Here is a 21,281-nt window from a genome sequence, read left to right as displayed (position 1 = left end):
GCTCGCCAATTAAATAGCGTTCGGCAGCGGATCATGATACTGGGTCCAATCTTCCGTTAATTCATCTTCAGCCAAAAGGCAGTCGTCGAGAGAGGAAATAATCCGCTCACGATCCATCTCGATGCCAATAAACACAATCTTATTCACTCGATCGCCGTATTCAGGCGACCAGCTGTTATTCAGATCCGGCTCCGCCTCGCGATACATCAATTGTTGCTCCAACGGCAATGCGGCAACCCAATATCCTGATGGGCCAAAATGTATCGATGGTCCAGCCTGGCTAATCGTATGCCCGATGTCGTTACGCGAGGCAATCCACATGATGCCTTTGGCACGAATGACCTCCTCCGGCCATTGTTCCATCCAACCCATCAACCGACCTGGATGAAACGGTCTTGTTCGCTCGTAAACGAATGAACCGATTCCGTATTCTTCTGTTTCCGGTGTATGGAGAGGCTTCTCTAGCTCCTTCAACCAACCCGCAGAACGGCTGGCTTCCTCGAAATTAAACAGTCCGGTGTTCATAATTTCCGCAGGGTCCACTTGCCCATTAATCGTTCGAATGATTTTGGCGGCAGGCTGCAGCTTGCGAAGCACACGTTCGAGCTCCAATAATTCGCTATTCTCGATCATATCGCACTTATTCAGCAGCAGCACATCGCAGAACTCGATCTGGTCGATCAGCAGGTCGACAACCTCGCGAACATCATGTTCGCCTACTGCTTGACTTCGTTCCAGGAGCGATTCGCCTGAGGAGAAATCGCGCCAGAATCGGTAGGCGTCCACAACCGTAACCATACAATCCAATTTGCACCACTGCGACAGGTCGATGCCCTGATCATCGTCGACATACGTAAATGTTTGTGCCACAGGGACTGGCTCTCCCACACCTGTGGACTCGATCAAGATGTAATCGAATCGTCCGTCTTCTGCTAATCGCTTCACTTCAATCAGCAAATCCTCCCGAAGCGTGCAACAGATGCACCCGTTTGACATCTCCACCAACTTCTCGTCTGTGCGGGACAGTCCTCCGCCGTCCTTCACAAGCGCAGCATCAATATTCACTTCGCTCAGGTCATTCACAATGACCGCAACCTTCATACCTTGCCGATTATGTAGAACGTGGTTCAATACAGTTGTCTTGCCCGCGCCAAGATAGCCGCTTAATACGGTAACCGGAAGCTTACTCTGTGACATGTTATCACCCTTATCCTCTTAATTGTAACAATTACGATTAGTGTCGAAAAATAAAAAGCGGCTTATTCCACCCTTACTAACACTCATTCAAAAATCGTAATTATTACGATTTATGAATCGTATCAGAATCAAGCTCCTACGTCAACCGTTGTGCCTCTGGACAAAATAAAGAGCCCTCCTTGATCAGGAAGACCCTTATCACCTTAAGCTATATCGATTGCCTAATAAGCAATCCCTACCCTTGCGCAGCTATACTCCCTGTTATCGATTAGACTGTAGGCAAAAGCCGCCGTATCCCCCACCGATATCGAGGCCCCTTCTTCCGGTAAGTAATCGCGTTCGACTCGGTACGTACCGATTGATTCGCCATCCGGAAGATAGGTTGGGCATACGATTGTCCAGTCCAGCGGCGAACTGCTAAGCGTCTCATACACTCGCTGGTGCTCCTCTGCTGCGAACGTACTTCGCCGCTTGGATTCTGCCGACTGATATCGCAGCAGCTCGGGGTTCAGTCGACTCTGAAGGATACCTGCGGTCCCAATTGTAATGATCCGCTGAATTCCATGCTTATTCATCTCTTCAATGAGAATCGCGATAGACGCTGACAGCGTCGTCGTACCATCCGTTCCTAATGCACTGATCACAATGTCAACGCCTACGAGTGCGGCACTCACGTCCTCTCTGCTGACTGCATTCCCTTGCAATAGAATCAATTTACTGCCGGTTATCGATACCTTATCGAGCTGACGCACTAAGGCAACAACCTCGTGTCCGTCGTGAAGTGCAAGAGCGGCAATTCGGCTGCCAACGCGACCGGTTATGCCAAGCATGGCTATTCTCATGGAGATCTGCCTCCTGCTAGATTATATTTTCGATTTAAGAATCGCTGTCCTCTACTATAACAGGATCACCCGTATATGAAAAAGCAGCTCGCCTTAGTTGGCTAGCTGCCCTTGGTCATTCCTTCGACTACTTATATACGGCTGAACTTTCGTGACCGCCATCTTTGCTCCAGAAATCGTTCGTAGGTTCCAATGCTTGCCGCCAACCAAGCAGCTCCCATCACATAACCGCCTGCGACATCACTCGGATAGTGAACGCCAAGATAAATCCGGCTTATCCCAATCGTCACAATCATGGCAGCCCCCAATATAATGATGACGACGCGAAGCCAAGCTTTACGGGCATGCTTCCAGAGAAAATAGATCGTTATCCCATATAACGTGATAGCTGCCATGGAGTGTCCGCTCGGGAAGCTGTAGCCAGAAGCCTCCACAATTCGATGGATGTCAGGTCTAGCCCGATGAAAGATGGATTTGAGCACCAGGTTTAGAATCCCAGCTCCAATGATGACGCCAGCGAAGAAAATCAGTTCCCTGCGGTAACCGATCATACTCAACATAAGTGTCACAAGCAGCGCTATAGCCGTTACACATAAAGTGGAACCGGCGAACGTAAAGGCCTTCATGATCGCAGTCGTTGTAGGTGAATATAGTCGTAAGACCATTGTTGTTATCCGCTCATCGAACGCAGTGATTTGCTGATGGTTAATCAGGAACGCGATCATTGCAAAGATTCCAATAAGCATAAGTGCATATGTAAAAGTACGAATTAATGCGGTATTCAAACATCCTCCTCCTCTACGGTTCACGACACAAAGAAACCTGCCGGAATAGGCAGACTCTTCTATAGTGTGGCTGTAGAAGAGAGATGTCATACATGCGTTAAGCGCATTTCGCCGGACTGCAGATGCCATCTCAAATAAGATATTCTTGTTAAGGAGATAATACGAAGCGTTACAGTCAGCAATAGCCAATGCCGCCTGGGTAAACTTGACTAAGGACAAGAACGTGGTACAATTCAATTACTTAATTGTTTAAAGTAAGTAGATTAATAAACATCAGATGAAAGAAGGTCCTACTATGAACTGGAATGAGATTACGACTCTTGAAGAGTGGAATGATATTGTTGCACGATCGGCTGAACGCGGCCAAGTTATTTTGAAACATAGCACAACCTGCCCTGTCAGCGCCAATGCACTGAAGGAATATGAGCAATACCTCCAAGCATCGCCTAACCAAGACGTGGATTACACGCTCGTGAAGGTTATCGAATCCCGCCCGGTTTCGAATCAGATCGCAGAAGATTTGAATGTGAAGCACGAGTCGCCGCAAGTGATCTACATCAAGAACAAAGAGAAATTCTGGGCGACCTCCCACTGGTCGATTACGAAAGCGCATATGACGGCGGTTCTTGACTAATAGTCCCAACCGAAGAAACGGCAGCAGCGATTAATCGCTGCTGCCGTTTCTTGTTGTTTCATCGCTCGATATCGAGAAAATAGCCCACCCCTTATCCAGCGCTTCAATCCGAACCTCGCGGCCGATTTCCTCGTTCGTCATTCATCGACGGACTCTCTTCTCATTCACTCCAACTCTTCCTCCGAGAGGCTCGCTTCCATCGTGTTGATGAAGAAGCGTAAATGGTTCACCATGCCAAGCGTCACCTCGCCGTTGGTGTACATCTCCTGCAGCGCATCACGCTCCATCTGGATCGCTTTGCGTTCCCATTCCTTCTTCTCGCGTTGGAATTCCTCATCGCTATGCAAGCTGGCATTGAAACTTAAACTCGCACGGCGAATCCCTTCCTGATAATGCTGGATGACCGCCGTACATGCGCGGTTGTCCGATTCGCCCATCGTATCTTGAAGCTCATGAATGGCAACCTTGGACGTCTTGACGCGCAGATCGCGAATCGCCTCGATGTCCGCCATGGACCATCGGCCTTCCGTACGGTTCGTTATCTTCTTCCATATCTGCTTAAAGGCAAGTCGGAGCGAATAGAACAGCGCGAACGAGCGATTAGCCAGGATCGATTCGGTTCGGTCCAGAATAGCTTCGAACCTTCTAGCCGTATCTACTGCCACTTCTCCTTGTCCCACTAATCTTGCTGCTTCCTCACGCTCTGCTTGAATGGCGAACAACCACCGATCGCAGACGTCTGCACGCATGGCACGGCTTTGCATAAAGCCTTGTTCGGAATGAATCTGACGCAGCTTCTGGCCATAATCGCCAAGCACTGCCGCAATAACCTCACGGTTATCGTCGGTGGTCTCATCCTTCAACGATCGAGCGGCCATCTCCAGAATGCGAACCTGCGCTTGATGCTCGGTCAGATGCTTGTGGTCTGCACCTTCCCCGTCCTTCTTCCTAGACAGAAGCGGCAGCGCAAGGCTGGCAACGAGCAGCGTGACGAGGATAACCCCTGCCGAGAGGAAAATAATCAGATCCCGTTCGGGAAACGCACTGCCACCCTTCAGCACCAGCGGGATCGAGAAGGCACCTGCTAGCGTAACGGCTCCGCGCACGCCGGACAACGTCGTCAACAGCGTCGAATACAGGCGCTCGCGTGTCGTGTTGCTGACTCTTTCCAAGACAGAGAACAAATACACCCATACAAACCGAAGCGCATACAATGCGAATGTAATGACAAGCACATAACCGATCGCCTGTGCATTATTGAAATGCGGATCCTCCCAGATTACCTCGGTAACATCCGGGATTTGCAAGCCGAGGATGATGAACACCAGACCGTTCAGTATAAAAAGAATAACGGACCACGTGCTCGACGATACGACCTGCAGCTTCGTGGCATATGGCTCAAGTCGATCCTTCGCGACCGCGTGGAAGATCCCGCCTGCGACAACTGCGAGGATGCCAGACACGCCGATCTCTTCGGCCAGCATGTAGATGACGAAAGGCGTAAGGATCTGAATGAGCATGTGCATCGTCGCGTCTTCGATCCCAAGCCTTCGCAGGAAAGACCGAATCGCGATAAAGACAAGCGACAATACAATACCGGCCAATACGCCGCCTAATGCGATGACGATGAAGCTCCAGCTTGCCGTTGCCAGCGAGAACGTACCCGTTACCGTTGCGGCAACCGCGAATTTAAATGCGACGAGACCCGATGCGTCATTCATCAGCGCTTCGCCTTCCAATAGACGAAGGATGCCTTTGGGCAGGTTGATTCGCCCTGACAATGCGCTCACGGCTACGGCATCCGTTGGCGAGAGAATCGCCGCGAGCGCAAATGCAGCCGATAACGGTATCGATGGAAGCATCCAATGAATGCCGTAACCTCCGACGACAACGGTTACGAAGACGAGACCAACTGCCAATAGCAGAATCCACCCGCGGAGCTTCCACAGCTCCTCTCGCGGGGTTCGTTTGCCGTCATTAAACAGCAGTGGAGCGATGAACAGGATGAAGAACAACTCAGGTTCTAATTCAAGCTCGATCCCAGATGGCAGCAACACCAATAGGGCGCCTAGGGCGATCTGGAACAACGGAACAGGAACAGCCGGAACGATTCGATTGAGAACATTGGACACGGCAATCAGTGCTAGCAGCCCTAATATAAGAAGAAATAACTCCATAATCCTCCAATGCTTTAAAGAGTTGTTCAAACCAGTCAGCTGTTGATCATCCATACTTTCTGAACATTCACTTTAAAAGCTTATTAGCATTTTGTTCCTTAATGTCCCCTATTCAATTGACCGTATGCGAATTAGATATTCGGGCCCAGAAGTGCTAGCCGCTCTGTAAAAGATTTAACGGATTTAGCCGCCTCTCTTTGCGCACGCTGCTGTTCGCGCTCGGATGCTTCTTGCTCGCGTACTCGTTTCTCTTCGGCACGTCGCCAGCGGAGAAACACCATGAAGTTCTCAATTTCCGTTAGTTCAGCTTCCGAATAATCGGACAAGTCGATTTTGCGGCCGCCCGTGACGAGATATCGCTCGACGGCGGAGGAGCCTTCTAGTTGTTCGGTCGTTATTTCGAAGTACTGCGCCAATAGATTGATCGTACTCGGAGCGATCTTCGTTTCGGTGCCCTTCTCCAGACGAGTTAGAACCTCGTAAGATATCCCCGTCTTGCCGGCGATTTGTCCGATCGTGACCCCTTTCAAGGCACGCAATCTCTTCATGTTTGCTGCGATTTGATTCAGATTGAATGATGGCATGGGCAACGTCTCCTACTATGTACATGATGTGATGGGTAGTTCTTTATGCCTAACCAATATACCATCAAGATCTGTAATTTTACAGCCAGATTATGACATACAAAAAGAGAAGGAGACGCTGCTTAAGCGCCTCCTTCACGTTACGTCAAACCGTATCCTTCATCGACTCCAAGCATGAGGTTCAAATTTTGAATGGCTGCTCCAGACGCCCCTTTGCCTAGGTTGTCATACCTCGCCATGATCGCGATCTTATCGTCATGCCCGAACACGAATAAGTCTAGGCGATTCGTATGGTTGCATGCAGTAATTAAGAAGTGTCCATCATCCAGATAAGCCTCTGAATCGAACGGAATGACATGAACGAAACGTTCATTTTCATAATAAGCGGATAATGCCTCATGGATATCTCGTGCTGTGGATTGCTTAGGCAAAAGCCTGCTGAACAGCGGAATCGATATTCCGATGCCCTGCTTATAGTTGGCTTTGATCGGCGTGAAAGAAGGCTCATAAGCTAGACCTGCTAACAGCTGCATCTCGGGGATGTGTTTATGATTGCGCTGCAGCGAGTAATGTCTAGGCACAATCAGCTGCTTCGTGGCAGCTGGCGATGCATTCTCGTATTCTTCTATTCCTGTTCTGCCTGCGCCAGAATACCCAGTGACGGAATAACAAGATATTGGATAATCACGCTGCACGATGCCAGCATCAATAAGCGGTCTGAGCGATACGATTAATCCTGTTGCGTGACAGCCAGGTACGGATACTCTCCATGCCGTACGTATGAGCTCGCGTTGAGAATGAATTTCCGGCAATCCATACACCCAGTTCGGATCCGTCCGAAAGGCCGTGCTCGTATCAATGATTCTCGTATCCGGATTTGTTACCAGCTGCGCCGATTCACGAGCGGCTGCGTCTGGGAGACAGAGAAAGACGATGTCCGCTTCGTTAAGCAGCTTCCTGCGTTCTTCTTTATCTTTGCGTTTGTTAGGATCGATGTGGAGCAGCTCAATATCAGTCCGTTTAGCCAACTCCTCGTGTAATCGCAAGCCGGTTGTGCCTTCTCGTCCATCGATGAATACTTTATGACGCATTTTGTCCTCCTCTTAGAACGAATATTAATTCATATTATTGAATTAATATACATCCATAAGTTGGAACCGTCAATTTAATTATGGCTTTTGAAGTAATCGACTACAACCTCACGGAAACGCTGACCCGCTTGCGAAATATACCGACTTTTATGCCATAGCAAAGCTATTTCCCTGTCCAATCGATGACCCTCTATCGTAATATAGCGGATGCCTTCGCGTGAATGGCTGGCGGTGCTCGGGATAAACGCAATACCGATTTCCGCTTCTACTAACGCACTTAACCTCGCAGGTTCATCCCCTTCAAAAATATAATGCGGCTCGAAACCGACCGTTCTGCACACTTCATCTACGAAATCGCGAGTGCCATAACCTTTCTTCACGCCAATGAACCATTCGTCCTTAAGCTCGTCCAACGCAATGCTTGTCCGATTGGCAAGATGATGCCCTGCTGGTACAGCCACGACGATCGGATCGATGCAGACGATCTGACATTCAATGTCCTCCCCTTGTATCGGAGGTGAACATAGACAGAAGTCTACCTCTCCGCGTCGAAGCAGCGTAACCATCTCTTCTGTCGCTAACATTTGGACATGAAATTGGATTTCGGGCAGCTGTTTCCGGAATTCACGGAGGATCGCGGGCAGCGTGCTCGCCGTTGTAACTGCTAGTTCAAGTGTGCGATTCTCAGGGCTGGTCAGATCCTTAATCTCAAGCCGCCCTTGCTCGATCTCCAGCATCGCCCGTTCTGCACGGCGCAAGAACCTTGTTCCCAGTTCGTTCAGACGAAGGTTTCTGCCCGTTCGATCGAATAACGGCGCACCAAGGTCCTCTTCCAAGCGTTGTATCGTCTTGCTTAAGGATGATTGTGTGACATGCAGCGTGCGCGCCGCCTCGGTCACATGCTCCAAACGAGCGACCGTAATGAAATATTGCAATTGAAGCAGCTCCATGTTGATCCTCCTTTCATTCCTTCCAGTCAATGAGATCATAACATGAAATGCGTTGGAGTAAATCAATCGAATCGAATACGATATAGCTACAATTCGATTGGGGGAATTATCTATGCGGACACACAGTTGGTCGTTATTGATTGCCGTTGGACTTGGGGTTTTATTGAATCCACTCAATTCATCGATGGTAGCCGTTGCCATTCCGGGGTTGGAACAAGCTTTCCAACTCGACTTCACGCAGGTGTCGTGGATCATATTCGCGTTCTACATTGCAAGTGCGGTCGCCCAGCCGGTCATGGGCAAAGTAAGCGATTTATTAGGACGGCGGAACCTATTTCTCGCAGGGCTCTCCGTTGCTTTCGCGGCCTCCTTAATAGCTCCGCTATCAACAACGTTCGGATGGCTTATTGCGTTTCGGATCGTGCAGTCGATTGGCACGAGCATGATGATTGCGGTAGGGATGGCGATTGTTCGCATTCATGTGACAGAGCGGCAGGCGATGGCGTTGTCGGTACTAAGCATCTTCTTATCCGGAGCGGCGGCGATTGGCCCATTCGTTGGCGGTATGCTCATGCACTGGTGGGATTGGCGCGCGATCTTCTTGGTGAACATCCCGTTCGTTATCGGGAGTATCATCCTTGCGTGGAAGACCATCCCGAAAGATGAACCAACTTCGGCAGTCGGGGGCGGCAGGAACATTCGCTATTGGTCGAAACAGTTGGATGCCGCAGGCATTATTTTGTTCGCATTGGGTCTGGTTGCCTTGCTTATCGGTGTGTTGTCAGTCAAATCTTCCGGACATGTAACCTGGTCGAATGCTGGAGTCGGGATCATCGGTGTCGTGCTCCTTATTGTTTTCGTCCGCTTAGAACAGAGAACGAACCACCCATTCATACCGCTGCGCACCTTCGCGCAGTATCCTGCCATGACATGGGTCAACGTGGAATACATGCTCGTTAACTTACTGTTCTACTCCCTCTTCTTCGGGCTTCCATCCTACCTCCAGACGGTTCGTCACGTTAGCGAATTCCATACGGGCATGCTGATGTTGAGCCTAGGTTTATGCTCCCTCGCAGCGTCTCCATTCGCCGGACGTTGGATAGACCGTTCTGGACCGCGGCCGGCCTTGCTCGCCTCTGCCATTCTCATGGTGACGGGTTCTGTTTGGCTGGTAACCTTGAATGAACATACTCCTGTAAGCAGTATTTGTTTCGCGTTAGCCGCTTTCGGAATTAGCAACGGCTTGAATAATGTCGGCTTGCAGGCTGTCTTGTTCCGAAGCGCTCCGAAAGAGATGATCGGCACTGCGTCTGGGTTATTCAACACGTCGAGGTACTTGGGGACGATCCTCTCATCGTTGTTGATAGGCGTCGTTATGGGCAGCCAGTTCAGCTTCGAGGGCTTCCGCGTGCTCGGCATCATTCTCACCGTAATTTCGACATTGTTGGTGGCTCTATACGTTCGCCGCCGTAAGGATATGGCACGCCGTTCGGTTCCGTTAACTTGAATTGCATGAGCTTCATCCATTCTTTCGCAGCCTAACAGCAACCCAATGGTGAACAAGTATATGAAGATAAAGTAAATAGCAGCATAATCAGCCCCTCCTGTTTAATACCATGCGATGTGTTGTGTTGAAACATTTTCCAAATCAATCATACACGAGATTTAGACAGCACAAACCCGCTGTATGAGATTTCGCATCTCATGCAGCGGGTTTTATTCGTTCGTGGGCGATTCGTTACGCGGCTTACGGTTGTTTGATCTCCGCTAATGCTTGCTCTCGGTAGCTGTCAACCGCTTGGATGGCTGTTTTGCCATTGCTTGAACGAACCTGCCAGTCCGATTGCTTCAGCACATCAACAAATCCTTGGACGATCTTGCCCGTCTGCGTATCCGCATAATCCTTGGCGATACGCTCATAGCTGGACTTCACTTCATCAAGCAGCTTATAAGAGCCTTCCCGATCATAGATCGGTGTATTATCTGCCCCATTGAGGTAGATCGTCATCGCACCCTCGTACATCGTTTTCACTTTGGAGACTTCAGGGCTTGTCGGGAATTTCGATGCATATTGGTCATATGCGATGATACGGTCTGCGAACTGGTCCCAGGAGATGACAAGGCCGCCGTCTGACATTGCTTTCTGGTCCGATTGCTGCGCCAGCAGTTCGATATAAGCGGAATATGCCGGCGACAACGCATCAGCAAACTTCCGCAGTGAACCGTAATCTACGATTGGGAATATCGAGCCTTCAACGGCTTCCAGCTTGTAACCATCGGCGAATGCGGCTTGGACTATTGTACGAACGGATTCGTCTTGGATCTTATCGACACTGTCACTTGTTATCGGCCATTCCAGTTCATTCAGAACGGAAGCCACATTTTCTTTATAAAATGGATCCTGTCGACTTGGCAGCTCCTCGTCGTACCGCGCAGCTAATTCGCGAACGAGTCGATCCGCATCTTCTGGAGACAACTTAGCTAGCTGTTGATCGAAGAACGCAAGGACCTCGCTGATGCTGGCTTTGCTGGTCTTGAGCGCTTCATAGTCCTTTATGATTTGATCCTTATCGGCTGTCTCATTCGAAGGCGTCTGTTCTGCTGGTTGTTGATCCTGATTTACGACTGAGGAGTCGTTCGAGCTGCTGCTCGGCGTTTGGCTGTCGCCGTTGTCACACCCAACCAGCAGAATAGCTGAAAGTAGACAGATGGCGGCTGCGGAAGCGGTTTTTCTTTTGATACGCATATTCGTACCTCCATTTGGATGCTTATTGTTCATTCGGGTACTATTACAAACGCGCTCGGAAACGGATTGGTTGCATAGTTTGTCTTGTATACATTTCCTAATCGCCAGCAAAATATGAGAAAGACTGCCGCTTCAGCGACAGCCTCGAGGATCAGCTTATATCTTGTGCCAGTCATTGATAAAGACTGTAACGATAATCAAGATCGATAGGATGAGAAACGCAATGCCATACGCGTGTTGTCCAGATGTATATAATGCTGCAGCAGCAAGCGCAAATACAACCAGTTTCAACCCTGTTCGCGTTGGATATGAGAATACAGCATACGATGCTTTCGGGGCGAGCACCATTCCCCAAATGACCATGACGCAAACAGGTACAACGATCGCAATAATGATTTTGACCGTTCCCGCGATATGATACCCCCAATAGCCGAAGGCAAACATTGCGATCAGCTCCAACAAGAAAAATGCGGTAAGCACAATTGTTTTCATCACAAATTTCCTTCCTTAGTTCACAGCCTCCGTGTTCGCCTCCGCAAGAATGATGCCAGCCTCCCGTTTGCTCAGCCCGTCACCAGAAGACTTGCCGATCTTTTTCTCCAATTCAGCAATCGCTTTACGTTGTGTTTCAGTCGCATGCTGATCATTGATTAATTTCATTATATTGTCCTGCTTGTCGCTTGCATCATGATTATGAACGTCGACCAATCCTAAATCTCCATAAGTTTGGACCAGCTCAGCACTAGCACTATTGTATGTAAATATGTTGGATTGGTCTATACGTTCTCTAACGCAAATAAGGGGCAATCTTACGACGCAATCGTCTTAAGTGCCCCTCATCATGCGCCGTATTCAGCTGCTACACAGCTTTCTTCCTAAGTCTTTGAAACAAATAGAACAGCAGCGACGAGGCGATGCCGACTGCCATCATGATGATCATGTATCGATTAATGGTGTGGTGATACGCTTCGAATTTGGTTCCTAATGCGTTCCCGAGCAATATAAAGACACACACCCAGAACCAAGCGCCCGAATACGCATAGATCGCATAGTGGCGAAACGGGATCCGCATAACCCCGCAGAAGTAGCCTGTAACATGCCGCACGCCTGGTATGAAATAAGCGATAAACAGCAGCTTCTCCCCATACTTCTCAAACCAGGTCGACAGCTTCTCAAGCTGAGCTTCCCCGAGATGAATATGTTTGCCGTATTTCAGCAGGAATGGCTTGCCTAACTTGTATCCAATCCAATAGGACAAGGTGACGCCAAAAGTGACCCCGACGCCGGCACATACGATACTCACAACTAAGTTCATGCTGCCTGATGAGATGAATACGCCGGTGTAGCTCATCAGCATCTCGCCTGGCAGCGGCAGGGCGAGCATCTCAAGCAATAGAGCAGCGAATAAGATTCCATAGCTATAGTGTTCTAACCAAGATGCGACATTGCCCAATGGATTCCTCTTCTTTCTTAACGGTAATCAATCTCGCTGCTCCTCATCGAAGCAGCAATGACCTTTTAGTGGTTCCCTTCTTACGCATGAAAAAACCGCAGGATGCTCCCGCGGTTCGCGTCGATCGAACGATATCGTTCTAACTGATTCCGTACACAATCTTCCCGGCCAACCGTTCCAAGCGATCCTGCATGCCGTCATCCTCGTGACTCTCTTGGGACGAGCTAAGAAGTTGGCGCTTCTTAATGAGATAGTAGTCGTAAAGCGCATTCCGCAGCGTCAAATTCTGCTTCATTAGATAGACAGGGTCCATAAGGCTTCGGAAAATCAATTCATCCTGCATGATGAGCAGCGAAGCGTTCTGTTGAATGAAAACGCCTTCGGTCATGCCCTTCTCATAGAACAGCCTCAGGCGATCATTGCGTGAGGCGATTGCGGATTCAAGCTTGCCGTACAGCTCCGGGAACGTCTCCCGCAAGTCCTTCAAGAATGCCTCGGAGCGGTAGCTTGCGATCATCAAGGTTCGTACGAATGTGTTGCGGAACCGTTCTTCATAGGAGCTTTCTGCACCTGGCATATCCTCCGCATCATTCTCTTCGACGCTATTCACGAATTGATCGATGATCAGATCAATGATCTCATCCTTGGAGCTGAAATATTTGTACAAAGTCGCTTTAGAAATATCCATCTGCTTCGCAATGTCGTCCATTCTTAGCTGTTGAAAGCCCGAATTTCGGAAGGGGGCCAGCAGCTTGTTGGCGAGTTTACATTTGCACTCGAGGTCATTATATCGGAAGCCCGGTTGTTCCTCCGGTTTCTTCATTCCACGTTCCCCCTTTATGTTTCTAGTATAATCGAATGTTACGATACCGTAAACATTTTGTACGAACTATACGTTTTTAATGAATTTAGTTTACTTCGATTAGGTTGTGATGTATGATGTAGAAACTAAAAAAGACAGGAACTGGAGTGAAGGAAACATGTTGGAAAATGCTGCTCCGAGCAAGGTGAAATTCTGGCCGATCATGATCGCGATCTTCTTCGGCTCGTTCCTCAGCGTTATGGGCATCAGTACGATTAATCTCGCCCTGCCCTTTCTGATCGAGGATTTCCACAGCGATCTGAATACGATTCAGTGGGTGCTGACAGGCTTTATGCTTTCGCTAGGCGTTATCGCACCATTGACGGGGTATTTGGGCAATCGGTTCGGTTTCAAGAAGCTGTACTTGTATTCAATGGTCGGGTTCGTCATCTTCTCGCTGTTGTGTGCGTTGGCTTGGGATACGACATCGTTAATCGCCTTCCGTATTCTGCAAGGCGCATTCAGCGGGCTCGTCCTGCCTGCGACAATGACCATTATTTTTCAAGTCATTCCTCGCGAGAAGCAGGCCTTCGCCGTTAGTATTTGGGCATTGTCCGGGATGTTGTCTCCTGCCTTCGGTCCAACGCTTAGCGGTTGGCTTATTCAGAATTTCAGCTGGGAGTGGTTGTTCTATATCAATATTCCGATTGGCATTATCGCGATCATATTCATCCAGTTGATGATTCCGGATTATCGGATCGGAAGCCGCAAACCGCTTGATATTGCAGGTCTCGCTATTGTCGTATTAAGCAGCACAGCGCTATTGCTCGGACTCAGTGAAGGCCGCCAATGGGGTTGGACTTCTTGGAGTACGTTAGGGTTGTTCGCGCTCGGTCTAGTCGCATTGGCCATGTTTATATGGCGGGAGCTTCATACCGAGCATCCATTGTTGAATCTTCGTGTCTTCACGAACGCTCGGTTTACAATCTCTCTTGTCTCGGCAACATTAATCATGATTAGCTTATATTCCGGTACGCTTCTCATTCCACTGTTTCTGCAGAACGTACAGCATATTTCGGCTCTAGATACGGGTATTATCATGCTGCCAGCTTCTCTTATCATGGCACTGTTCATGCCAGTTGCCGGTCAGTTGTACAGTCGACTGGGGCCATTGTGGCTAACCGTTGCCGGTGTCATCCTCATTCTGATCGGCAGCTACGAAATGACACGTCTTGATGTCGGCGTTTCGCATGGCTACATTATATTCTGGATGTCTGTACGAAACATCGGCGTCTCATTGGCTGCTGCAGCTACAGGTACGGCAGGCATGGAGGAAATATCCGGCGCACTTTCCGGCGATGCATCCGCCGTTAACAACTGGGTGCGCAACGTAGGCGGCTCGTTCGCGATTGCGCTCTTCACTTCCCTGCTCATCTCGCATGCGACTTCACATGGCCAGACGCTAGCAGCATCCGGAACGCAGGACCAAGCGACGATTCCGCTGCTTGCGTATACGATGAGCGTGAACGATGTGTTCATGGTAGCTACGATTATCGTTGCCGTTGCGCTGCCGCTCGGATTGCTCGTCAGAAAGAAACGCTTGGTTTCCCCGGCTGCCGTCTCGGAAGCTGGACTCGCGCGAGCAGAACAACTTTCTTGATCTAAGAAGACATGATAGAAGGCCCAACCACTTGTCCTATAGGGACAGATGGTTGGGCCTTCTTCATTTTAGTGGAGATGCTGTTTATTGGGTATCTTTAGAATACACGGAGAATCCGCTTCTCTTCTCCCAGCCATTGCGGCTCCAGAAATGATTGCCGACCTCGTTGTCGTCGATGACGAAGATGTGGCACTTGTCGATTCCTTCCTCGCTTAATTGTTGCAAGCAGCGATCAACCAGCTGTTGACCGATCGATTGCTTGCGATATTGGGGCGATACGGCAGCATGATAGATGAAGCCCCTTCGGCCATCATGCCCGCATAGAATCGTTCCGACAATGCGTCCGTCCATCTCATACACGAAGCTAAGACTTTTATTCCGAGCCAAGTACTTCTCTATATTCGTTCTCGAATCTGCGTTGCTAATCGAAAGTCCTTCAATGCTGTGCCACAGATCAACCATTTGGTCATAGTCCTGTATGTTCATTTCTCGTAATCCAGACAAGCTGCCCATCTCCTATCGTTCGTTCGTGTTTATATGAATACATTAATCATAAAGGAGGATACGTGCACGATGAAAGACCAAATAATTGAACTTCGCCATTTTACAATGGAGGATGCAGCTGAACTTCTCGCTTATAAAATAAGAAATCGCGCGTTTCTGCAGCCCTTTGAGCCTATACGGAATGAATTGCACTACACCTTAGAAGGCACACGGCTCGAACTCGCTTCAGACGAACAGAATCAAATAAGCGGCCTGTGCGCTATATTCGGCGTATTTATTAAGGAGTCCCGAGAACTCGTCGGCAGAGCTGCGTTAACGGGTATTGCGGGCGGCGCGTTCCTTAATGCTTACCTGGGTTATGCCATCGATCAAGCTCATAACGGTAAAGGTTTCGCGACGATCGCTGTTAACCATTGTGTAAGATATGCGTTCGAGCAACTGGGGCTGCATCGTGTTCAAGCAGGCGTGATGCCGCATAACAAAGCCTCCCTCCGAGTGCTTGAGAATGCCGGTTTCCGGGAGGAAGGCCTGGCTAAGCATTATCTACGCATCAATGGCCGCTGGGAAGATCATGTGCTGCTGGCGATTACGCAGGAGGATGTTCGCGTAAGGAATGACGGTCAGCCATAAAATACGATGTAAAGGCATAAAAAAACCGCCATTACGGCGGTTTAATCACTTCTTATATCAATTCTCTGCGCTTGCGCAAGAGCATGTACAGAATCACGCCTGTTGCTGCGCATAATGCCGCACAGAAACCGATGAAACCATAGCCGGCTTGAAGACCTCGCAGAAGTCCATTCTCGGTATCCGAACCTACGGAGTCTTTGACAATCTCGATGACGCCACCGATTACATAGTTGCCGATTACGCTCCCCAGCCCCATCAACGTGACGGTGAACGTGATCGCTGTATCGCTGCCGTTCGGATATCGCTTGGCGATGAAGGCCATGACCGTCGGATAAATCATTGCAATCCCGATACCTGCAGCCGCGAACAAGAACGCATAGGCTTCCCCGCCAAGTATGGCGGCAAAGGTGCAGACAGCAGACATGCCAGAGAAGATAATCAACGAAAGTGTGAAACCAATACGGTCTGTCAACGGACCCAATATCAGACGGGCCAGCGCGAAGCACAGGAAGAATGCAGACAACATCCCTGATGCTCTTACTGTGTTCCAGTCGTAAGCTTTCTCGAGGAAGTTAACAAGCCACCCGCCCACTGCCAACTCCGATACGACGCCGAACGTAAGAATGCACACCATCAGCCATAGCACGGGGTCACGCAGCAAGCTGCGAAGCGGCGTACGCTCCTCATGTTTAATGTCATCCCCCGGAAACTTACTGAGCGATGCCAACACGATCGGAATGATGGATAGCATCAGCATAATGAGATACATCCCGCGCCAGTCCAGTGTATGACCGAAGATCGTAACCTTCATCAACCCCGTTGCAATAAGCGGTGCGACCGTCGAGCTAAGGCCGTAGAAGCCATGGCTCAAGTTCATCATCGTGCCTGTATTTCGTACGAAGATCCGCGCGCCTAATATGGCAAGACCGATCTCCAGCATCCCGTTGCCAATGTACATTAAGAAGTATGATGCCGAGAACATCGTATATTGCTGTGAGAAATAAATGAAGATACCGGAAATCGCCATGGAGGCGAAAGCAATAACGGTTACCCGCTTAATTCCCCATATCCGAGTCAGCCATGCGGTGAAGGAACAAGCGATCAAATAACCAAGCGCATTAAGCGATAACAACGTACCCAGCTGCGATTCATTCAAGCCGAAGTCGAACTGGATACGTGGTATTGCAGGTCCTTTAATATTTTCCGAGAAGCCAAAAATAATAAAACCGATAAAAATCGTTGCCAACTGCATCAAGTACAGCTTTTTCATTTTGCCTGTTGCCGTCTCCACTCGTTGTCGTCTCCTTTATCCTTATCTCTTCGCGGTAATTTGCAGCTGGTACGTTAAGCTCTCCAGCGTTGAGGTCGCAAGACCGGTCATATACTCGCGATTCGTATCATTCTTCACGATAAACTTGGGCATGTGCGCTTCCGGAATGTCCCTCAGACAGTGCCTATACAGCTCATCAAGCTGAGACTCTTGCGGCAAATCGCCGGTAATCGCAATCGTCACCGGGTTAATAATGGCGATGATAGACGTCAATGTGTGGGAAGCAAGCTGAATGAATCCTTCGTCGGTATGCAGCTGCCTCAGCTGCTCCTCGCGTGAAATGCCGAATGGCAAGAACGACACTTCGCCCCCAAACTTCGTATTGCCGGACAGAATGCGCCCATCAACAATAAAACCAGCGCCGGGAAAATGATTCCTCGGAAACGTTACGACGGCGAACGTTTTATCCTCTTCAATATTGAGCCTATGGTAGAAACCATAGACCGTCATGTTCATATCATTCTCGATCGTGACGGATAACTCGTATTTGTCCTCCAAATAAGGTCCAAGCGGTTGATTCACGAGCTCTGGCACGTCGCATACACCAATCACGCCGTGGTGAACGACACCGGGGATGCCGATCCCGATCGCTTGAACATTGCCATTCTCACTCATCAAAGCTTCGATCTGTTGATCAATTACCTGTATATCGATTCGATTTAATTCATGAATGGCCTCATGAAGGGTCTCACCCAAGAGATTCACGCTGCTGGTGTGGATGGACAATTTGCCTCCCTCTGATTTAATGAGCAGACAAACCACACAGCCGAAATCCGCGTTATATCGGTACTGCTTGGCAGGACGTCCGCCGCTTGGCCCTTCCGTCTCCAATTCGATTACTTCGTTCGACGCAACTAGCTCATTCAGAATAGTTCCGCAGGTGGCAACGCTAAGCTTCGTCAGATTGGCAATCGAAGCTTTCGTTCCAATTCCTTGTGCCTTCAGCGTATTCTTCACAAGTTCAACGTTCATTTTCTTCACTTGAAGCGTGTTATGCGTGTGCGGATTCATCGTTCCACCCCTATATTCGAACACTTATTAAAACAGTTTTAATAAGTGGAGTATATGTCGCATTGCAAGAGTTGTCAACTTGTGACGGACCAATCACCGACTAATTATTATTGAAAATCAATCTATAATCCATTCCCATCTCGTTCGGCTATGCGTTATGCTGTGTTAACCTAGCACAAACTAGAAAGGAATCATTCACGATGACGGATGGATCGCAGCTTATGCAAGATCGAGCGGACAACCGCAGCTTGCAAGATTCAATATTCAGACGTTCGCTATGGATTGTCGTTATTTCACAAATATTTGGCGGAGCCGGCATATCCGCCGGCGTAACCGTCGGCGCCCTCCTGGCGCAGGATATGCTCGGTACGGACAGCGGGGCTGGCGTTCCGAGTGCGTTGCTTACGCTGGGCTCTGCGTTATCAGCCCTGCTCATTGGCCGGATGTCGCAGCGCTTCGGCCGTCGTAAAGGTCTAGCAAGCGGTTTCATCGTTGGCGGATTCGGCGCGATCGGCGTTATTCTAGCAGCTCAGTACGAACTCCTCTCTCTCCTCTTCCTCTCCCTGCTGTTGTATGGAGCAGGCACGGCAGCGAATCTGCAGGCACGCTATGCAGGAACTGACTTAGCGAAGCCGACGCAGAGAGCTAAGGCCGTTAGTATTTCGATGGTATCCACAACATTCGGTGCGGTAGCTGGCCCGAACTTGGTCCATGTGACGGGCGATGTTGCTGAGCAATTGGGACTTCCTGCACTAAGCGGGTTATTCGTCCTGGCTGCCGCGGCCTTCCTATTAGCTGGCATTGTACTGCTTATCTTCCTGAGACCAGACCCTCTGTTATTCGCCAAGCGTATGTTGGATCAATCGCAACCGAATCAATCCTCGCAAATTGACGTCGAAGCAGCACGAGGCAGCCAGAAAGGTCTAGTAGTAGGCACAACCGTCATGGTGCTAACGCAGATTGTAATGGTGGCCGTTATGACGATGACGCCTATTCATATGATGCACCACGGGCATACCTTCGGCGATGTCGGCCTAGTCATCGGCATACATATTGGGGCGATGTACTTCCCTTCTCTTATAACAGGCATTCTGGTTGACAAAATAGGCCGAGTGGCAATGTCCATCGCCTCCGGAGCAGTTCTGCTGCTTGCAGGCGTTGTGGCGGCGACCGCTCCAGGCGATTCCATGGCTCTGCTCATCACGGCTCTTGCATTGCTGGGTCTTGGCTGGAATCTTGGACTCATTAGCGGCACCGCAATGGTCGTCGACGCGACCGTTCCAGCTAACCGCGCGAAGAAGCAAGGCTCGATCGATGTGCTGGTTGGATTGTCAGGCGCTTCCGGCGGAGCTTTATCCGGTATGGTTGTCGCTCATTCTAGTTATGCCGCCCTCTCGTTGGCAGGCGGCGCACTCGCCTTATTGCTTATCCCCGTTGTGATCTGGTCAAGAAGAGCGAGTTAATGCGATACAAGTCCAACAAGAAAGAGACAGCCTTGAACGGTGTTCACCGCTGCTGGCTGTCTCTTTCTTGTTATCTCTTGTAGGATGCGAGGAGTTCACCCGCTGGCACACCGTTAATGATAAGTCCCTCTATGCTGCAATCGTTGATTCGAACGCCATCTAAGTTGCTGTTTGATATGACGCTGTCCTTGAAGTCTACCTCTTCAATATGTAACGGTTCGTACGGTTCCGGCTGGAGCAGCCAGCTATCCTGTAACTTAGAGCCAATAATCCGCATGCCGGATAGATTGCAGTTCACCAGCTCCGCATTCCCCAAGTCACACCGATCGATCGTACTGTATTTGAAATCATTTTCAGCAAATCGAATCGGTGTTGTATGTCCGCCCAAGTCGTGGATGACCGCTCCGTTCATTTGGCTGAAACCCAATGTTAGACCATCGAGGTCCAGATGCTTCAGTGATAGATTCGCCATGCCGCCATGGTGGATCCGCATTCCGTTCAATCGACTATCGAATATTTCGGCGCCATCCATCACGACATCCCGCATGATGACGCCGCGCAGGTTCGAGCATTCGATCTTCGCTTCCTCTAGATCCTCCCGCATCATCGTTTTCTTCGTCTGGATAATGGATTCAATTCTGCCGAAAAATAGAGAGTCAATCGTACAGTTAAACAGCTTCGATATCTTCGGAAGCAACGAGATATCGGGTGTCGCGATTCCCGTCTCCCACTTGGACACCGCTTGACTCGTGACGCCGAGCAGTTCGCCTAGTTCCGACTGCGTCATGCTGCGTTCTAGTCGAAGCGTCTTGATCCGCTCATGAAACTTGATCTCTTCTACCATGAGAACCAGCCACCAACTTTCTTCGAGATGAATCTATCATGGCATACACTGGATAATGATTACAATGGAAGCATAGTTGAGTAAATACAACCAACGGTTGTATCCCTAAGATGAATAAAGCCCGCGTGAATACGCGGACTTTGATACCTACGCTTGCAGCTGTTTTTTAAAGAAATAATGACGGTATCCGCTAGGCGCATCTTCTATCATTGCTACAACCTCGTATCCATATTTGCGATAAAATTCAGGCGCTTGAAAGCTGAACGTATTCAGCTTGATGAATGAACAGATATGCTCCCTTGCGATTCGCTCGGCTTCCAATAACAACCGTGATCCGAGTCCATCGCCTCTATGGTTCTCATCCACCCATAGAATATCGATCTCCATCCAGTTCCAGCATACTGCGCTATTGAGACCGGCAATGATATCACCCGCGTCATTCTTCAAGCACAAGTTAACCACTTCATATCGCCTATCCGGTACATGTTTCGCATTAAAAGCAATAAGTTGATGTCTTACATAAGCCGCTTCCTCTTCGGTGCCTTTCACCACTTGAATGTTATCGGACATGGTGCCTC

General features: G+C 49.4%; 22 protein-coding genes. 5 read left to right on the top strand and 17 right to left on the bottom strand.

Going from position 1 to position 21,281, the window contains the following annotated elements; all coding sequences use genetic code 11:
• Nucleotides 1–9: 9 nt before the first annotated feature.
• The 3 genes from SBI19_RS02235 to SBI19_RS02225 form a co-directional block, all read right to left on the bottom strand.
• Nucleotides 10–1,197 (bottom strand): GTP-binding protein, encoded by a 1,188-nt coding sequence (locus SBI19_RS02235; protein WP_317964567.1) that lies wholly within the window; start codon nucleotides 1,195–1,197, stop codon nucleotides 10–12.
• A 221-nt stretch (nucleotides 1,198–1,418) separates the two neighbouring features.
• Nucleotides 1,419–2,039 (bottom strand): NAD(P)-dependent oxidoreductase, encoded by a 621-nt coding sequence (locus tag SBI19_RS02230; protein WP_317964566.1) that lies wholly within the window; start codon nucleotides 2,037–2,039, stop codon nucleotides 1,419–1,421.
• A 131-nt stretch (nucleotides 2,040–2,170) separates the two neighbouring features.
• Nucleotides 2,171–2,824 (bottom strand): phosphatase PAP2 family protein, encoded by a 654-nt coding sequence (locus SBI19_RS02225; protein ID WP_317964565.1) that lies wholly within the window; start codon nucleotides 2,822–2,824, stop codon nucleotides 2,171–2,173.
• 295 nt (nucleotides 2,825–3,119) lie between these two features.
• Between SBI19_RS02225 and ytxJ the strand changes: the two genes are divergently transcribed.
• Entirely contained in the window at nucleotides 3,120–3,458 is a 339-nt protein-coding gene (gene ytxJ / locus SBI19_RS02220; RefSeq protein ID WP_317964564.1) for a bacillithiol system redox-active protein YtxJ, read from the top strand.
• A 164-nt stretch (nucleotides 3,459–3,622) separates the two neighbouring features.
• Here ytxJ and SBI19_RS02215 read toward each other — a convergent pair whose 3' ends face one another.
• The 4 genes from SBI19_RS02215 to SBI19_RS02200 form a co-directional block, all read right to left on the bottom strand.
• Complete coding sequence (locus SBI19_RS02215) at nucleotides 3,623–5,635, bottom strand: Na+/H+ antiporter (RefSeq protein WP_317964563.1); 2,013 nt, start codon at nucleotides 5,633–5,635, stop codon at nucleotides 3,623–3,625.
• 131 nt (nucleotides 5,636–5,766) lie between these two features.
• Nucleotides 5,767–6,219, bottom strand: coding sequence for a helix-turn-helix domain-containing protein (locus tag SBI19_RS02210; protein WP_317964562.1), 453 nt, complete (start codon nucleotides 6,217–6,219; stop codon nucleotides 5,767–5,769).
• Nucleotides 6,220–6,359: 140 nt separating this feature from the next.
• A complete protein-coding gene (argC, locus tag SBI19_RS02205; RefSeq protein WP_317964561.1) occupies nucleotides 6,360–7,310 on the bottom strand; it encodes an N-acetyl-gamma-glutamyl-phosphate reductase in 951 nt (316 codons plus the stop codon).
• A gap of 74 nt (nucleotides 7,311–7,384) precedes the next feature.
• Complete coding sequence (locus SBI19_RS02200) at nucleotides 7,385–8,260, bottom strand: LysR family transcriptional regulator (RefSeq protein ID WP_317964560.1); 876 nt, start codon at nucleotides 8,258–8,260, stop codon at nucleotides 7,385–7,387.
• A gap of 112 nt (nucleotides 8,261–8,372) precedes the next feature.
• Between SBI19_RS02200 and SBI19_RS02195 the strand changes: the two genes are divergently transcribed.
• Nucleotides 8,373–9,767 carry an MFS transporter gene (locus SBI19_RS02195; protein ID WP_317964559.1) on the top strand — a complete coding sequence of 465 codons (1,395 nt, stop codon included), beginning with the start codon at nucleotides 8,373–8,375 and terminating at the stop codon, nucleotides 9,765–9,767.
• A 240-nt stretch (nucleotides 9,768–10,007) separates the two neighbouring features.
• Here SBI19_RS02195 and SBI19_RS02190 read toward each other — a convergent pair whose 3' ends face one another.
• The 5 genes from SBI19_RS02190 to SBI19_RS02170 form a co-directional block, all read right to left on the bottom strand.
• Nucleotides 10,008–11,006, bottom strand: a complete 999-nt coding sequence (locus SBI19_RS02190) for a hypothetical protein (RefSeq protein WP_317964558.1) — start codon at nucleotides 11,004–11,006, stop codon at nucleotides 10,008–10,010.
• Nucleotides 11,007–11,162: 156 nt separating this feature from the next.
• The gene (locus SBI19_RS02185; protein WP_317964594.1) at nucleotides 11,163–11,498 is read right to left on the bottom strand and encodes a YrdB family protein; all 336 of its coding nucleotides are present in this window, start codon (nucleotides 11,496–11,498) and stop codon (nucleotides 11,163–11,165) included.
• Between the two features lie 15 nt (nucleotides 11,499–11,513).
• Nucleotides 11,514–11,666, bottom strand: coding sequence for a hypothetical protein (locus SBI19_RS02180; protein WP_317964557.1), 153 nt, complete (start codon nucleotides 11,664–11,666; stop codon nucleotides 11,514–11,516).
• 199 nt (nucleotides 11,667–11,865) lie between these two features.
• A complete protein-coding gene (locus tag SBI19_RS02175) occupies nucleotides 11,866–12,459 on the bottom strand; it encodes a DedA family protein (RefSeq protein ID WP_317964556.1) in 594 nt (197 codons plus the stop codon).
• A gap of 139 nt (nucleotides 12,460–12,598) precedes the next feature.
• Entirely contained in the window at nucleotides 12,599–13,282 is a 684-nt protein-coding gene (locus SBI19_RS02170) for a TetR/AcrR family transcriptional regulator (protein ID WP_317964555.1), read from the bottom strand.
• A 157-nt stretch (nucleotides 13,283–13,439) separates the two neighbouring features.
• Here SBI19_RS02170 and SBI19_RS02165 point away from each other — a divergent pair, with 157 nt between their 5' ends.
• A complete protein-coding gene (locus SBI19_RS02165) occupies nucleotides 13,440–14,921 on the top strand; it encodes an MDR family MFS transporter (RefSeq protein ID WP_317964554.1) in 1,482 nt (493 codons plus the stop codon).
• A gap of 84 nt (nucleotides 14,922–15,005) precedes the next feature.
• Here SBI19_RS02165 and SBI19_RS02160 read toward each other — a convergent pair whose 3' ends face one another.
• The gene (locus SBI19_RS02160; RefSeq protein ID WP_483312218.1) at nucleotides 15,006–15,434 is read right to left on the bottom strand and encodes a GNAT family N-acetyltransferase; all 429 of its coding nucleotides are present in this window, start codon (nucleotides 15,432–15,434) and stop codon (nucleotides 15,006–15,008) included.
• Between the two features lie 60 nt (nucleotides 15,435–15,494).
• Here SBI19_RS02160 and SBI19_RS02155 point away from each other — a divergent pair, with 60 nt between their 5' ends.
• Complete coding sequence (locus SBI19_RS02155) at nucleotides 15,495–16,055, top strand: GNAT family N-acetyltransferase (protein ID WP_317964552.1); 561 nt, start codon at nucleotides 15,495–15,497, stop codon at nucleotides 16,053–16,055.
• Between the two features lie 52 nt (nucleotides 16,056–16,107).
• Here SBI19_RS02155 and SBI19_RS02150 read toward each other — a convergent pair whose 3' ends face one another.
• Together SBI19_RS02150 and SBI19_RS02145 are read right to left on the bottom strand one after the other, a co-directional pair.
• Nucleotides 16,108–17,325: an MFS transporter gene (locus tag SBI19_RS02150; protein WP_317964593.1), complete on the bottom strand. Its 1,218-nt coding sequence runs from the start codon at nucleotides 17,323–17,325 to the stop codon at nucleotides 16,108–16,110.
• A 42-nt stretch (nucleotides 17,326–17,367) separates the two neighbouring features.
• A complete protein-coding gene (locus SBI19_RS02145; RefSeq protein ID WP_317964551.1) occupies nucleotides 17,368–18,396 on the bottom strand; it encodes an ROK family protein in 1,029 nt (342 codons plus the stop codon).
• A 221-nt stretch (nucleotides 18,397–18,617) separates the two neighbouring features.
• Here SBI19_RS02145 and SBI19_RS02140 point away from each other — a divergent pair, with 221 nt between their 5' ends.
• Nucleotides 18,618–19,859, top strand: coding sequence for an MFS transporter (locus tag SBI19_RS02140; RefSeq protein WP_483312223.1), 1,242 nt, complete (start codon nucleotides 18,618–18,620; stop codon nucleotides 19,857–19,859).
• A 70-nt stretch (nucleotides 19,860–19,929) separates the two neighbouring features.
• On the opposite strand, the gene SBI19_RS02135 is transcribed toward SBI19_RS02140, so the two are convergent.
• A complete protein-coding gene (locus SBI19_RS02135) occupies nucleotides 19,930–20,703 on the bottom strand; it encodes a helix-turn-helix domain-containing protein (RefSeq protein WP_317964550.1) in 774 nt (257 codons plus the stop codon).
• Nucleotides 20,704–20,850: 147 nt separating this feature from the next.
• Nucleotides 20,851–21,273: a GNAT family N-acetyltransferase gene (locus SBI19_RS02130; protein WP_317964549.1), complete on the bottom strand. Its 423-nt coding sequence runs from the start codon at nucleotides 21,271–21,273 to the stop codon at nucleotides 20,851–20,853.
• Between the last annotated feature and the right edge of the window lie 8 nt (nucleotides 21,274–21,281).

The sequence above is a fragment of the Paenibacillus sp. CCS19 genome, assembly GCF_033239625.1.
Classification (GTDB): Bacteria; Bacillota; Bacilli; order Paenibacillales; family Paenibacillaceae; genus Paenibacillus_T.
The sequence above is the reverse complement of the archived record's forward strand: the minus strand, read 5'-3'. Positions and strand labels throughout refer to the sequence as shown.